Here is a 14,934-nt window from a genome sequence, read left to right on the forward strand (position 1 = left end):
GGGCGACTCTCTCCCGCTTCGACACTGGCAGAGCCAGCGCCGCCCGAGAAGAGCCAGACCTGACCACTCGCGCTTTGCTAACCAGCTAAACGCTCTGACTTGATCGCGATGAACGATACGCCGCATGAACCGGATGACGACCTGCTGCCGTGGCTGAACGCTGCGCGGGAGGACGTCGTCGCGCCGAACGCCGATCGACTCGATCGGATCGGACAGGCTGCGCGCGAAGCGTTCCTCGCCGCTCCGTCCGCTGACCCGCTGAAACGCTCTTCCGAACCGCTCGTCGTCGGCTCTGCCGGCCGCGGAACCTCTTCTTCGGGCGCTCGTCCCATGACCTGGATCTTTCGCACGCTGGCGCTCGCCGCGGCTGTCGCTTCCGTCGCCGTCGTCGGCTGGATGATGCAGCCGCAACCGGCGCAGGGCTTTCCTCTGGGCGACGCCTTCGATCGCCTGCGCCAGGCGAACTCCCTCACGCTGGAGTTCCGCGAGCAGGAGGGCGAAGGAAGGCTGTGGGTCGAGGCGCCGGGCCAGATGCGCAAGGAGTGGTCGCCGACCCGCTACGACATCGTCCGCGGCAGTCGCCTGTGGCGAGTCGACGAGACCCAGTCGACGGTCGACGAATCGACGTCGCCCTACTTCGACGCTTCCACGCAGGAACTCGATCTGTTCGCGGCGCTGGAACTGGCCGACGTCGACCGGCAGGCGATCGAGAACCTGCAGCCCGAGGCGGCGGTCACCTACGACGACGAAGCCTGCTATCGCTACGAGATGCGGATCGCGCGACCCGAGGGCGATCTGCAGATGGTCGCCTACGCCGGCATCGCGTCGAAGGAACTGAAGAGCCTCCTCTTCTATCCGTTCGGGCAGGAGAACGAACGAGCCGTGCCGCTGCGCGAGTTCCACCTGGTCGCGGTCAATCAGGCGCCGCCCGTGAACGCCTTCGCGGCGCAGACGGATCTTCGCGGCGACGGCGGCGTCGCCACGATCCTGGAAGCGTACGGCGTGGTGACGCTCCGTCCGCTCGATCAGCGGCGCTGGACGCCGGTCGGGCGGGAGACGCGGCTCTTCCCCAGCGACTGGCTGCGTGCGGAACTGCGGGGCGCTCATGCGGCGGTCGTGCGGATGAACGGCGGCGCCCGGGTGACGCTCGGCCCGGGGGCGCTGGTCGAATTCCTCGACGAGAACCGCATTCGCGTCCATGACGGCGACGTCGTCTTGGAGGCGGTCGACGATCTCGATGAACCCCTCGTCGCCGTCGGGCCGAAGGAGGGTTCGTTCGAGCTGCAGAAGGCGGGCAAGCTCTTTCTGCAGGTCCGTGCGCAGGACACGCTCGCGCAGCTCGACGCGTCGCCGAAATGGCTCGTCGGACTCGAAACGACGTCGGTCGGCAACTCCCTCGGCTCGCTGCTGGTCGAGGTCGACGGACGCAACGTGCCGCTCACCATCGGCGAGCATCGCGTGAAGGTCACCATCCGCGATCAGATCGCGCGGACGGTGATCGAGGAGACGTTCGTTAACGAGACGAACGAGCGGCTGGAAGGCGTCTTCACCTTCCCCCTGCCTGCCGACGCCTCGATCAGCGGCTTCGCGATGTGGGTGGGCAACGAACGGGTCGACGCCGACATCGTCGAGAAGCAGCGGGCGAGGCAGATCTACGAAACGATCCTGCACGAGAAACGCGATCCGGGCCTGCTGGAATGGACCGCGGGCAACGTCTTCCAGGCCCGCGTCTTCCCCATCGAGGCGAACGCGTCGAAGAAGATTCGCATCGAGTACACGCAGGTCCTGCCGATGCGGTCGGGCGCGTACCGTTACCGCTACGCCCTGATGAGCGACCTGCTCCGCCGCAACCCGCTCGACGAACTGACGATCCATGTCGACGTGCAGTCGGCCATTCCGCTGGCGAACATCCACTCGCCCACGCACGCGATCCGCCTGGACCAGAACGCGACGACCGCGCAGGCGGAGTTCACCGCGCGGGAGTACGTGCCGCAGTCGGACTTCGAGATGGTCTTCGAGACGTCGGGCATGCGACCCGAGGTCGTCTTCATCCCGCACCAGCGCGGGACCGACGGGTACTTCCTGCTGCAACTGACTCCGCCCACGGAAGGCGCGTGGAAGCGGGCCGTGCTGCAGGACGGACCGCCGCTGAAGATCCTGCTGCTCTGCGATACGTCGGCCTCGATGGACGACGCGTCGCGCAGCCGGCAGAAGGAACTCGTGCAGGCGACGCTCGCCGCGCTCGGCTCGCAGGATCAGTTCCTGCTGGCGACGACTGATGTCGATACCCTCATTGACGGCGACTGGCAGCCGCCGAGCGAGGAAGCGCGGAATCAGGCGATCGCGCGGCTCGATTCCCGGCTGTCGTTCGGCTGGACCGATCTGGCGAAGGCGGTCGCGACCGTGGCGCCGCAGTGCGACGAGAACACGCACGTCCTGTACCTGGGCGACGGCATCGTGACCGTCGGCGACGCGACGCCGGAACCCGCGCTCGCCGAGATCGACCGCATCGCGAAGGAACGCGCGCTCGGCACGTTCCACGCCATGGCGCTCGGCTCGACGTACGAGGCCCGGATGCTCAAGCGGCTGTCGCAGATCGGCGGCGGAACGTACCGCCTGCTGAACACGGACGACGACTCGGCCCTCGTCGTGCAGGAATGGCTGGCCCAGATCGCTTCGCCCGGTCTGACGGATATCAAGCTCGCGTTCGAAGGCATCCGCACCGCGGCGGTCTATCCCGAGGAACTGCTCCGCCTGCCCGAGGGGATGCAGCAGATCGTCGTCGGTCGTTTTATGCCGGAAGAGAAACCGATTACGGGACGGGCGATCGTGACCGGCAAGTTGCGAGGCGAACCGGTGAAGTACGTCGCGCAGATTCAGCTGCCCGCCTCGACCTCCGTTCCCGTGAAGACGACGGATCCGGACGACGCGAAGGCAGGCGAAGCGTCAGGCGAGGAGGAGGACAGCTCCTTCATCCCGCGGCTGTGGGGCAAGGCGCGCATCGATCACCTGCTGTCGCAGAGCGTCGACGGCCAGGCGAAGGCGGAGATCATCGGCCTTTCGGAAGAGTTCCGCCTGATTACGCCCTACACGTCGCTGCTGGTGCTGGAGAGCGACGCCGATCGCGAACGCTTCGGCGTGAAGCGCCAGGTCGCGATGCGAGACGGCGAACGGTTCTTCGCCTCCGCCGAAGAGAAGGCCAAGATCGAACAGCGGCAGAAGCTGCTCGCCCAGACGGCCCGCTACCGGCAGGGTCTGCGGCTGCAGGCGCTCGCCGCGATCGCCAGCCGGGGCCGCGGCGATCAGCCCCTGTTCGCGCCGATACAGCAGCGGTTCGATCAATTGAACCGGCGCAGTCTCACGGTTCTCTCGTCGGTCTCCGCCTCCGGCGCCGGGTCGCACTGGTATTTCCAGGAGGAGGCGATGCTGGGCGAGACGGTCGCGGGTCGCTGGAGCGGCGCCGCTCGCGGCGGCTCGATGAACGAACTGTTCGGCGTGTCGCGGCAGTTGTACGACCAGCTCGAGGTGGGGCAGAAGACGAAGCTCGGCGCCCTGACCTATCGGGAATCGATCGCCAAGGAGCTGCCCGCCCTGTTGCAGTTGACGGATGGGACGGCGTTCGACTCCGACTTCGACATGGCCGTCTACGATCCGCAGCCGGCGGACGACTACCTCTCCGACTTCGGGAATCAGCCCGACGGCGGGCTGAAGGCCGAGGAATCTCGCGGCGTGTGGGACCGCAGAGCGTCGTTCGGCCTCGACCTGGCGGAGAGCGAGTACGGGTACGTCGACGGACGTGCGGACGCCCCTGGCGGCGGCCCTTACGGGGGTTCGATCAGTAACGGTCGCTTCGGCAAGCGCATGGTTCTGACCAACGATGCGAAGCGACAGCAGGTCCGAAGCCTGGGCACGACCAACTTTTTCTCCCTGTCGGATCTGGCGCCGCAAAAGCCGGGACAGTCGCTGGCGTTCCTCCCGGTCGGTCGGTCGTATGGCTACGCCCCGACCGTCGAAGCCTTCCCCGACCTCTTCCCGCCCCTGCACGCGGCGCCGAAGGAACGGGCGGCGGAACTGCCGCTGCCTGCGAACTGGACGCCCGAGGCGATTCGACTGGCCGATCGCCTGGTGCAGACCGACGATCTGGCGCCGGACGCGCGGCTCGCCCTCCGCTCGGAAACGACTTCCTACGAAGCCCGTTGGAACCGCGTCACGGGCAAGAACGCGACCGAGGCGCTCGTCGCCGAAGGACGCTGGCTCGTGCGATCGACGTCCCCGACCGTCTTCGAAACGGTCGAGACCGTCTCCGACGGCCAGCGTCGTGCGGCCTATCCTCATCGCGGCACGGGCCGCGTGCGCGACGCCGCGAAGAGCGAAGCTCTCCCCTCGATCGACGGCTTCGGTCATGGCATCGAACAGCCGCTCTATCGCACGCACGGCTCGTACGACGTTCGCGTGCTCTCCGACGATGGCGAGACCGCCGTGCTGGAACTCGTCTCCGGAGTCTGGAAGACGAACCTGACGATCGACCTTTCGAAGAACGTCGTCACGCGCGTCGAGACCTCCCGGAGCGACCAGCTCGACGGGCAGGGGCAGCCGAAGAAGTGGAACGAGATCCGCTATGACGACTTCGTGCAGGCGGGCGGGTTGACCCTGCCGCAGAAGAAGACGTCGTTCGACGGCGAGGGTCGCGTCGACTCGGAGACCGTGCAGTCGCTGGAGGCGCTCGCGCCCGAGGCTTATGACGCCGCCTTCGCGGACGCGACCTCGTTCTGGGACGGGACGCTCTGGCTGGCGGTCGACCTTCCCTCCTTCCTGATCGCGAAGGCGCGCCTGCAGGCGGGCGGCGCAAGTCTCGAAGAGGCGTGGGTCATCTTCACGACCGAGGTCGGGCGTCAGGGCTGGGACGCCGCGGAACAGGCGCTTGTCCGGATTCGCGAAATCGCAGGCGAGAAGAAGATCGCGATCGATGAAATTCAGTTCCACTTCGATCGGCTGGCCCGTCGGGGAGAGAAGGCCCTCGCGACGGCGACCGCGAAGCTGAACGAACTTGCGGCGGAGGCGAAAGCCGACGGAGAGGAGTTCCGGGCCGACGAGTATCCGCGACTCGGCATCTGGCGCGACTACTTCTCCGGCGCCGTGACGACGGCGCGGTGGCTGGAGATGCTCGACGCGCTCAAGCCGCTGTACGACCGGCAGCCGCTGCCCGAGTACGGCACGCTGGCGTGGATGCAGCTTCGCATATACGCCCTCGATAACCTGGGCCGCACGGCTGAGGCGACGGAGCTGATGCGCGTCCGTTCGCAGGCCATGCCCTGGAGCGTCAGCGAACAGCTTCAGTACGCCCGGCGCCTGCGAAACCAGAACCGCTCCGAAGAGGCGCTGACGCTGCTCCGCGAACTGCTCGACGAACAGAAGCCGTACGACGACGGCGAACGGGACAGCTTCCGCTCGACGATCGCGGAGATTCTGGAACAGGATCGCCGGTACCAGGAGCTGGTCGACTTCCTCCGCGAGTGGACGAAGCGCGATACGACCGACGATGGCGCTTACTCCCGACTGCTCTGGGCGCTCCTCGCGATCCAGGAACAGGACCAGGCCGAAGAACTGGTCGCGAAGTGGCTCGACCGGGCGCTGAAGGAAGGCAAGCTGACTGACCAGGAGGCGAGTCAGGCCCGGGCCGCGCTGCGGTATCGCCTGGGCTACGTCCATCAGATCTCGCGGCACGCCCTGACCGTGCCGATGGCTCGCGACCTGCTCGAAATCGGGAAGAAGCTCCTGGCGTTTCCGGAGCGCTGGGAGCTGGCGACGACGCTCTTCTCCTACAGCGCGCTGGGCGGCATGGAGCAAGGGACCGAGCTGCGGAAAGAGATCCTGAAGACGCTCCGCGCGACTTACCGCGAGGTCACGCTCGACGAGCTGCGGATCCTCCGCAACCATCTGCAGCACGACGGCAGCGAGGAGCTCTTCGCGTTCCATCGCGACCTCGCGACGTACCTCGAACAGGAGCGTCTGGCGAACGGCGATCGGAAGGACGAACTGACCGGGCTGCTGTGGGATCTCTATTCCTACTTGCCGTTTACGTGGCAGGATCGGGTCGAGTACGCGCGGAAGATCGTCGCCGAGGAAGGCGCCCTTCGCGATACGTTCCAGGAACGGCTGGTCGATCTGCTGCTCGATCCGCCTGCCGATCAGGTCGAAGAGACGCTCCCCGCGGCGCTGCGCGAGATCGCGAAGATGGGAGAGGATCTGTCGCCCTCGCAGCGGAAGCTGGCCCAGCTCGCGAAGCTCGAATCGGTCCCGCCGATCCTGGTCGAGAAGTTCTTCGCACCGCAGCGCGAAACGATTCAGCGGCTCGCCGAGAAAGAACCGCAGAACCGGGCCGAGCATACGAAGGCCCTGAAGGAAGCGCACGCCGCCGCGGTCGACAAGGCGGTCGCCCTGCTGACCGACTTCCGCGACGAAGCGCCGGAAGTTCTGCGCCCCTGGGTCGATCTGTTCGGCTGGTCGCTGCTGGCGAAGCTCGACCGCGATCATAACGCGATCGTCGAGGCGCTGCGCGAGATCGTCGGCGCCCAGCCGGGACCCGAAGTCGTCGGCGAAGCGAATGACGAAGAAGGGCCCGCGGAGAATGAAGCGCCCGCCGACGCCGCGGCCGAAGCGAACGCGGAGAAGGCTCTCGCCGACGAAGCCGCCGCGACCGATCGTCTGCTCAAGAGCGTCCTCATCGGACGGGCGATCTCGATGCTCGCCTGGTTCGCGACGAAGCCCAAGGCCGACGCGGAACTGGTCGACTTCGTGCGGGGCTGGCTGGAGGCCACGACCGACGCGCCTCGGGCGTCGCTCGCCTGGCGGCAGATGCTCTACCAGTTCCTGCTCGCTCGCGAAGATAAGCAGAGGATCGAAGCCCTGCTGAGAAAGTGGAGCACGCTGGTCGCAGGCAAGGCGGGCGACGGCGAGGCCGACGAAGAACGCGAGCTGACCGTCCCCTGGCGCCGGGAGCTGGCGATGTTTCTCGCCGAGCAGAGCCAGCCGGGAGATGGGACGAAACTCGACGAAGCGATCCGGCTGTTCGAGGGACTGAAGGCGGATCGGACGCTCGACGCGGGCGACCTGCTGCTGCTGGCCGACTGGAAGCTGGCCCAGGGGGACGAAGCGGCGTGGAAGGCCATTCGCCGCGAGGCCTGGGACCTGACCGACGAGTACCAGCTCTCGCGAATGCTGCAGCAGACGGCTTACGAGTGGAGCAGCCAGGACCATCCCGAGACGCTGGACGAAGAGACGCTTCGCCAGATCGACGCGCTGTTTCAGAAGTCGTCGAACCCGGAGAACTATGTCGGCACGGTGCGTGACATTTACCTCGGGAGCAAGGACTTCCGCCTGCTCGCCAGTCTCCCGCGCCAGGTCGTCGGACGTACCGCCGGCGTCGCCTACGCCTTCACGCATACCGTCGCGACGCAGCTCCTGCCGAACGTGCATGAAGAGGCGACGCTCGACCAGATGCGGCAGGTGATCGACGAACTTCTCAAGGCAAGTCAGGGCGACGATCCGCAGAGCGCGACCGATCGCCGGCTGCTGAACCTGCTGCTCGCGACGGTCGAGATGCGGGCCGCGAACGTGCTGAACCAGCCCGGGCCGCACGCCGAGAAGGCGCTCGCCGCGCTCCGTCGTGCGAGCGACCGGCCTTACGGCGCCGACGAGGCGGTCGCCGCGGCGACGTTCCTGCGTTCGATCTTCGACTACGCCACGCTGGGACCGGAGTTGCGGACCGAGATTATGGTCCAGATGGAGCGGATCGAACGCGTCGTCGGCCAGACCAGCGAAGACCGCCTGCGGATCGCCGCGCTCCGGATGCAGGCGTTGCTCGCGATCCCGGAAGACGGGCTCGCCCTCCCGCTCCAGCGGAACCCGCGAGAGCAGGCCTACCTGATCGGCCAGGCGGCGTTCGACGACTTCCGGAACGCTCATCCCGACGCCTTTCCTTCCGCGCTGCAGGAACTCCTCGCGCAGCGGATGTCGATGCTGGAATTCGATTCGCGCTATCGCGAAAGCGAACGGCTGCTCGCGGGGGTGGAAGCGGTTTCTCGAAAGAGCCTGGGCGACGACTGGTACGAAACCAGGTTGCTCACGCTCTGGCGAACCGCGATGTATCACCGGCAGGAAGTCTCCGTCGGCGGCGGAAAGGATCTCTACATCGCGCTCCGCGACGCGGCGATCGCGCGGGAGAAGCAGGCCGAGCCGAAGGATCGCGAATCGCGTCTGAACTTCCTGGCCGACGTCTTCACCGTCGCCTTCGACAAGGGCATTCCCGGCGTTCGCGAGGACGTCGACCGGTTCGTGACGAACCGGCTGAACGACGCGATCGAAGATCTCCCGGAGGCGTTCGCGAGCGTGATCAACCGTTACGGCTCGCTGCTGGAGCATGTCTTCTCGCCGAAGCGCCGACTGGCGTTCCTGCTGGATCGGCTGGAGGATTACCCCCCTGTGCTGGCGTGGGAGATCGACCACCGCAACCGCAACTTCAACGACACGATCGCCTACCTGCGACTGACGATCGACAAGTCGCCGACGGAGAAACTCGGCGAACTCGAAGAGCCGACCGCGCGGTTCATGACTCAGGAGATCCAGCGCGAGATGCGCTGGCGCCAGTCTTCGCGTCGGGCGGGCTGGTCGAGGAACTACGAGAACGAAGTCGGCCTGTTCTGGGTCGCGAAGAAGGATCGCTTCAAGGGCGCCGCGCTGGAGGTTCTGGCCGAGACGCCCGATTCGCTCGACGCGCTGCTGTTCGTCGCGCAGTTCCTGCACAATGATCTGGCGATGACGAAGGACGCCGTCGTCGTATTGGAGAAGGCCTGGCGGAACGGCATGACCGATACGCAGGTGGCGGAGCACATCGTCAGCTACCTGCGGACCGATAAGCGAGAGCCCGAGGCCATTCCGTACCTCCTCGCGCTGATCGAACGCGTCCCCTCGAACATGCAGTACCGCCGGGAGCTGATCCTGGCCTACTGGAACGCGGACCGTAAGGACGACTGGAACCGCGAGTTCGACGAGGCGCTCGCTTACCTGGAGAAGCACGATCTCCGGGACGAAGGGAACCTTTACCTGATCGGCCAGACGGGCATCCAGGTCGACCGGGCGAAGGAAGGCGTGCCGATGATCGAGGAGGCGATCCGGATGCGGGAACTGAACGTCAAGTCCGTCGCGTCGGGCGATCATCAGTTCTCGAGCTACTTCGAGTCGCTCGCGCAGGGCTACCTCCAGCTCGGAGAAGGACGCAAGGCGTTCGACGCCGCGGCCAGCTCCGTGGTCGTCTGGCCCGAGGGGATGAACGAGCGCTGGTACCCGATCGACCGGCTGCGGGACGTCCTCCGCAGGATGCCCGACCGGGAGAAGTTCCTCGCCGACTGGAACGCCGAGGTCGAGCAGTCTGGCAAGGACAGTCAGCTTCTTAGGAAGGAACTGGGCCGCGTGCTGCTGGAAGAAGGGAAGCCGGCGGAAGCCGCGCAGCAACTGGAACTCGCCGCGGAGCTGGGCGGCATCGATCCGGAACTCGACAAGTTGCGAACCGAGGCCTACGCCGCGGCGAAAGATCCGAAGGGGCTTCGTCAGGCCTGGATCGATCGCCTGCGAAACTCGCCGCGGGAGTACGACCTGTACCTGCAGTTCGCCCGGACCATGGATGCGGGCGATCCGATGATCGAACGGGCGGTGACGACGACCGTCGAACTCGATCCCACGGAAGGCGGCAGCCACCTGGCGCTCGCCGGCTGGCGGCTGGAACGGGGCGACCTGGACGCGGCTCGTCGGCAGTACGTCCGCGCTCAGGAACTGCGAACGTTCGATCCCGCCGGCTGGCTCGGCGAAGGCGAAGTCCTGATCCGGCAGGAGCGCTGGAACGAGCTCCGCCAGACGATCAAGAAGCTCCGCGAGACCGCCTGGACGAATCCGCCTGCGGATCTGAGCCAGAAGATCGAAGCGCTGCGGTCGAAGCTGCCGGAGAGCGAGAGCGATTGAATTGCAACTTGCCTTGCTTGAATCGAGAAGCGATAATCGACGGGGATCTGTGATCAAGAATCAGATCAAAATCGAAGCCTTTTTTGATTCTGCCGGCGCTCTGTCATAAAAAGACCTGGTTTGGACGATCAAAAGTACGACTTTTTCGCCACTCATCCCTGGATCGATTTTCAATTCGATTTCCGTCGAGCGAGCCCTACGGCGCTATTCGCGATCGGCGCCGCGGCGTCGAAGTGCGTGCATGTCGGCGAGACGCTGCTTCCTCCGGATCTGCACCGAAGGTTTCTGGGGATCTACCTGGCGAAAGGAGCTCTCGCCACGACGGCGATCGAGGGAAACACCCTCAGCGAAAGCGATGCGAAGCGGATCGTACGCGGTACGGACACGATCCCTTCGTCGCGTGCGTACCAGAAGAAGGCCATCCAGAACATCATCGACGCTTCGACGGCGATCGTCGCGGAGAGTCTTCAGGCTCCGCCCGCTCGGTTGTCGATCGAGACGCTGAAGGGGCTCAACCGAACGGCTATTTCGGGATTGCCGGTCGACGAAGGCGTCGTCCCGGGCGAGTTCGCGAGTTACGAGGTGGTCGTCGGTCGCTATCGAGGCGTCAGCGTACGCGAACGCGGCCCGGCGTTAGAGAAGTTGTGCGAGTGGATCGAGCATCCGATTTGGAACGACCTGTCGTCCGATCGCATGTCGGTCGCGATCATCCGCGCTATTCTCGCACACCTTTACTTCGTCTGGATTCACCCGTTCGGCGACGGCAACGGGCGAACGGCTCGCTTGCTCGAGTTGAAGATTCTCTTCGACGCAGGCGTGCCGATGCCCTGCGCCCATTTGTTGAGCAACCACTACAACCTGACTCGCGATGAATACTATCGCCGGCTGGACGTCGCCAGTCGGACGCGGAACCCCTATCAGTTCGTCGAATATGCCGTCCAAGGACTGGTCGATGGCCTGAAGAGCCAGATCGCCAAAATCAACCGGTTTCAAAGGCGCGCCGTTTGGCGAGAACACGTCTACGACTCGTTCGGAGACCATCAGACCAAGACGTCGCGTCGGCAACGCGACTTGGCGCTCGCTCTCTATGGTCGGTCGAAGGGAGTAGACATCAGTCGAATTACGACGATGTCGCCTGCTTTGGAAGTCGCGTACGGCGGAAAGTCGCTTCAAACCGTCAAGCGTGACGCGAAGGCTCTGGCCGATCGCGGACTGGCGACGATCGACGCCGGTCGGGTGACCGCAAGTTTCCCGAGCCTGCTCAAATCGAGGTTGCCCAAGCGATCGCGCCGGACATCCGACGGCGAGTGAATCGGCAAGCGATTTCTTAAAACCACCCCATCGCCTGCAGCGAATAGCGGACGATCAGCGCGGCGACGGTCAGGCTGACCATGCTCATCAGCTTGATGAGGATGTTCAGCGAGGGGCCCGACGTGTCCTTGAAGGGGTCGCCGACCGTATCGCCGACGACGGCGGCCTTGTGAGCGGGGGAGCCCTTGCCGCCGAACGCGCCCTGTTCGATGTACTTCTTCGCGTTGTCCCAGGAACCGCCCGCGTTGGCCATGAAGATGGCGACGCTGAAGCCGCTGGCGAGCGCCCCGGCCAGCAGGCCCATCGTGCCGCCGACGCCGAGCGCCAGACCGGTCGCGATCGGGATGACGATGCTCAACGCCGAGGGCAGGATCATCTCCCGCTGCGCGGAGACCGTGCTGATCCGGACCGGCGCCGCGTAATCGGGAAGCGACGTCCCCTGCAGAATGCCCGGATCCTGGTTGAACTGCCGGCGAACCTCCTCGACCATCTCCTCGGCCGCGCGGCCGACCGCCTTCATGGTCATCGCGCAGAAGACGAACGTCGTCATGCATCCGATGAGCAGTCCCACCAGCGTCCGCGGATTGAGCAGCGTGGCTTCGTAGTACCGGGCGTAGTCGGGCAGCGTCGCCCGGTTCGCCGGCACGAACGCGACCCGGGACGGATCGGAAAGAAGGGTCGAAGCGGGCGCTCCGGCAGCCGCCAGATCGACGACCGCTTCGTCGCCCGCGGTCCGGACGTTCAACCGCGTCGCGGCGCCGTCGGTCGCGAGCGGGACGCTCTTCCACTGCGCCCGCCTGCCGTCTTCGGGCATGATCAGCCAGGCGCGTCCGATGTCGTCGGCCGAACCCCCCTGCCCCTGCGCGAGCTTCTCGACCACCAGGTGGGGCGAGACCTTGTAGAAGCCGGGCTCGGCCTCGGCGAGCAGCGCCGGATCGTCGGCCCAGCGCTCGAAGCCGATGCGGATCTCTTCCGCGTACGCGGCGAGGAGCGCCAGCGCCGTGAGCGCGGCCGACCCGATGGCGAAACCCTTCCCCGTCGCGGCGGTCGTGTTGCCCAGGCTGTCGAGGGCGTCGGTGCGCTCGCGAACGTACGGTTCCAGTTCGGCCATCTCGGCGTTGCCGCCCGCGTTGTCGGCGATCGGACCGTACGCGTCGGTCGCCAGCGTGATTCCCAGCGTGCTGAGCATGCCGACGGCGGCGACGGCGACGCCGTACAGGCCGAGCGTGAACGATTCGATCTCGTCGTAGCGACCGTTCGTGGCGGCGACGAACGCGGCGATCGTCGCGATGCAGATGATGAGGACCGGCGCCCAGACGCTCTTCATGCCGTCGGCGATGCCGCCGATGAGGATCGTCGCCGGACCCGTTTGCGCCTCTGCGGCCAGCCGCTGCGTGGGGCCGTACTCGGCGCTCGTCGCGTATTCGGTCCACTGGCCGATCGCCCATCCCGCGAGCAGCCCGACCACCACCGCGACGGCGACGCCCAGGAACCCGGGCAGCAGCCACCAGACGATCGCGAACGTCGCCAGCGACATCCCGACCGTGGCGGACAGAATTCCCTTTTGCAGCGCCCGCAGCAGGTCCTTCTGCGTCGCGTCTTCCGTGGTCGAAACCAGATAGATGCCGGCGATGGAGACGACGATGCCGAAGGCGGCGATCACGATGGGAAGAAAGATCGCCCCCAGTTGCAGGCGAGAGTCCCCCCCGTGGCCGAGTTGCACGAACGCGGCGGCGCCGAGCGACGCGGCGGCCAGGATCGAGCCGCAGTACGACTCGTACAGGTCGGCGCCCATGCCGGCGACGTCGCCGACGTTATCCCCGACGTTGTCGGCGATCGTGGCCGGATTGCGGGGATCGTCTTCGGGGATGCCCGCTTCGACTTTGCCGACCAGATCGGCGCCGACGTCCGCCGCCTTGGTGAAAATGCCCCCGCCGACGCGGGCGAAGAGCGCCTGCAGACTGGCCCCCATGCCGAAGGTGACCATCGTTACGGCGATCCGCGAGGGCGACTCGTCGAAGCCCCACCGCAGTACGCCGTACCAGATCAGGATGAAGAGCAGCCCCAGCCCGACGACCGCCAAACCCATCACCGCGCCGGAGCGGAAGGCGATCTGCAGGCCCGCGTTGAGCGAGACCTGCGCTCCCGCCGCCGTGCGACTGCTCGCCTGGGTCGCCGTCTTCATGCCGAAGTAACCGGCGAGACCCGAGAAAAACCCGCCCGTCAGAAACGCGAACGGCATGTAGACCGACTGCGCCCCGTAAGCCGCCGCCACGCCGAGCAGAATGGCCGTGACGATGAAGAAGCCGGTGACGACGAGGTACTGCTGACGCAGGTAGGCGCCGGCGCCTACCCGGACGTATTCGGCGATCTCGACCATCCGGGGCGTCCCCGGATCGGCGGTCATCATCTTGCGATAGAACAGGAACGCCTGGACGAGCGCCGCGATCGCTGCGACGGCTCCGAGCGCCCAGAGGAGCCCTTCCGGCGCGGGGAGCCCGCCGTAGGCATCAGCCGCGGTAGAGCCCGCTTCGGCGGTTCGTTCCTGGGAATAGGCAAGCGCAGGCGCGCCTCCTGCAAGCACGATTCCCGCCGCGAGCGCCTGCTTCGCTAGACTCCGGACCGATCCGCCGCTCCGCAGCGTCAGCGCCTGATTCGACTCCGTCTCCGACATGCCGCATCCTTGGTCGCAACTCGTGGGGGAAACGCAGCCGTCGATCGCGCGACGCAGCCGAAACCTGCCGCGGGGAAAACAGGCGTCAGGCTTCCGCGGCAGACGCGCCAGCGGCGTCCAGGCGCTCCGCATCTCGTCAGCGAATCGACGTTCGTCTATCGCACGATAGGGAGGAGGGCATGATAGGGGAGCGGCGACCGTTCCGCAATCAATGGCGGATCACGAACCTTCCCTCGCCGCGACGGGATCAGAAATTCCCCGTCTGCTGCCTCAGGCCGACGGCAGGGTGAGCTTGTCCGGCTCCGGCAGAGCCTCCCGGGCGAGTCGCTTCCGGCGGAACAGAAACCGCCAGGCGTACCGTGCGAGGAAGACGATCGCCACGAGCGTAAAGAGAGCCGCGGCGACCGGGACGACGATCGCCATCGCCGCCAGGACGAGCGACGCCACCCACTCGAACGTCGCGACCAGGAAGTTGCCGAAGCCCCCTGTCGCGGCGGTGGAGACGACACGAACGCCCGCCATGCCCAGGCTGGTCAGACCGGCCGCGCCCGCGCCGGCGATGATGGCGCACGACCATTGCAGGAGCGGATCGACCTCCGTCAGGAAGCCTGCCGTCGCGATCGTCCCGGCCAGCATCGCCGCCGGCGCCTTGACCGCGTCCAAGGCGTTATCGAGCCAGGGAACGTAGAACGCCCCCGTCTCCAGCAGAGTGGCGACGGCGAACGCGATCAGCGCGGGCCAGCTTCCGATCCAGGCGAAGCCTTCGTCGAAGCCGACCCACCCCAGCTTCGCCGCGACGCTCAGGCAGAGCATCGGAATGAAGACGCGAAAGCCGCACGCCGCCGAGAGCGCGACGCCGACGCAAAGCGACAGCAAGGCGCTCGTCCAGACGTCAGGCGATTCAGCGGAGACGGCGAACCATTCGAGCATGAGCA

General features: G+C 66.3%; 4 protein-coding genes. 2 read left to right on the forward strand and 2 right to left on the reverse strand.

The window, feature by feature from the left end; genetic code table 11:
• The first annotated feature begins 108 nt into the window (after nt 1–108).
• Both SH602x_RS00250 and SH602x_RS00255 read left to right on the forward strand, forming a co-directional pair.
• Nucleotides 109–10,014 (forward strand): VIT domain-containing protein, encoded by a 9,906-nt coding sequence (locus SH602x_RS00250; RefSeq protein WP_479474899.1) that lies wholly within the window; start codon nt 109–111, stop codon nt 10,012–10,014.
• Between the two features lie 120 nt (nt 10,015–10,134).
• Nucleotides 10,135–11,325 (forward strand): Fic family protein, encoded by a 1,191-nt coding sequence (locus tag SH602x_RS00255; protein WP_479474900.1) that lies wholly within the window; start codon nt 10,135–10,137, stop codon nt 11,323–11,325.
• 16 nt (nt 11,326–11,341) lie between these two features.
• Here SH602x_RS00255 and SH602x_RS00260 read toward each other — a convergent pair whose 3' ends face one another.
• Together SH602x_RS00260 and SH602x_RS00265 are read right to left on the reverse strand one after the other, a co-directional pair.
• A complete protein-coding gene (locus SH602x_RS00260) occupies nt 11,342–13,999 on the reverse strand; it encodes a sodium-translocating pyrophosphatase (protein WP_479474901.1) in 2,658 nt (885 codons plus the stop codon).
• Between the two features lie 270 nt (nt 14,000–14,269).
• Complete coding sequence (locus tag SH602x_RS00265) at nt 14,270–14,929, reverse strand: DUF4126 domain-containing protein (RefSeq protein WP_479474902.1); 660 nt, start codon at nt 14,927–14,929, stop codon at nt 14,270–14,272.
• Nucleotides 14,930–14,934 lie beyond the last annotated feature (5 nt).

This window comes from Lignipirellula cremea, assembly GCF_056501455.1.

Bases quoted from the DNA above. Each gene is read 5' to 3' on its own strand.
- SH602x_RS00250 (WP_479474899.1), top strand. From the start codon at position 109: ATGAACGATACGCCGCATGAACCGGATGACGACCTGCTGCCGTGGCTG.
- SH602x_RS00260 (WP_479474901.1), bottom strand. From the start codon at position 13,999: ATGTCGGAGACGGAGTCGAATCAGGCGCTGACGCTGCGGAGCGGCGGA.
- SH602x_RS00265 (WP_479474902.1), bottom strand. From the start codon at position 14,929: ATGCTCGAATGGTTCGCCGTCTCCGCTGAATCGCCTGACGTCTGGACG.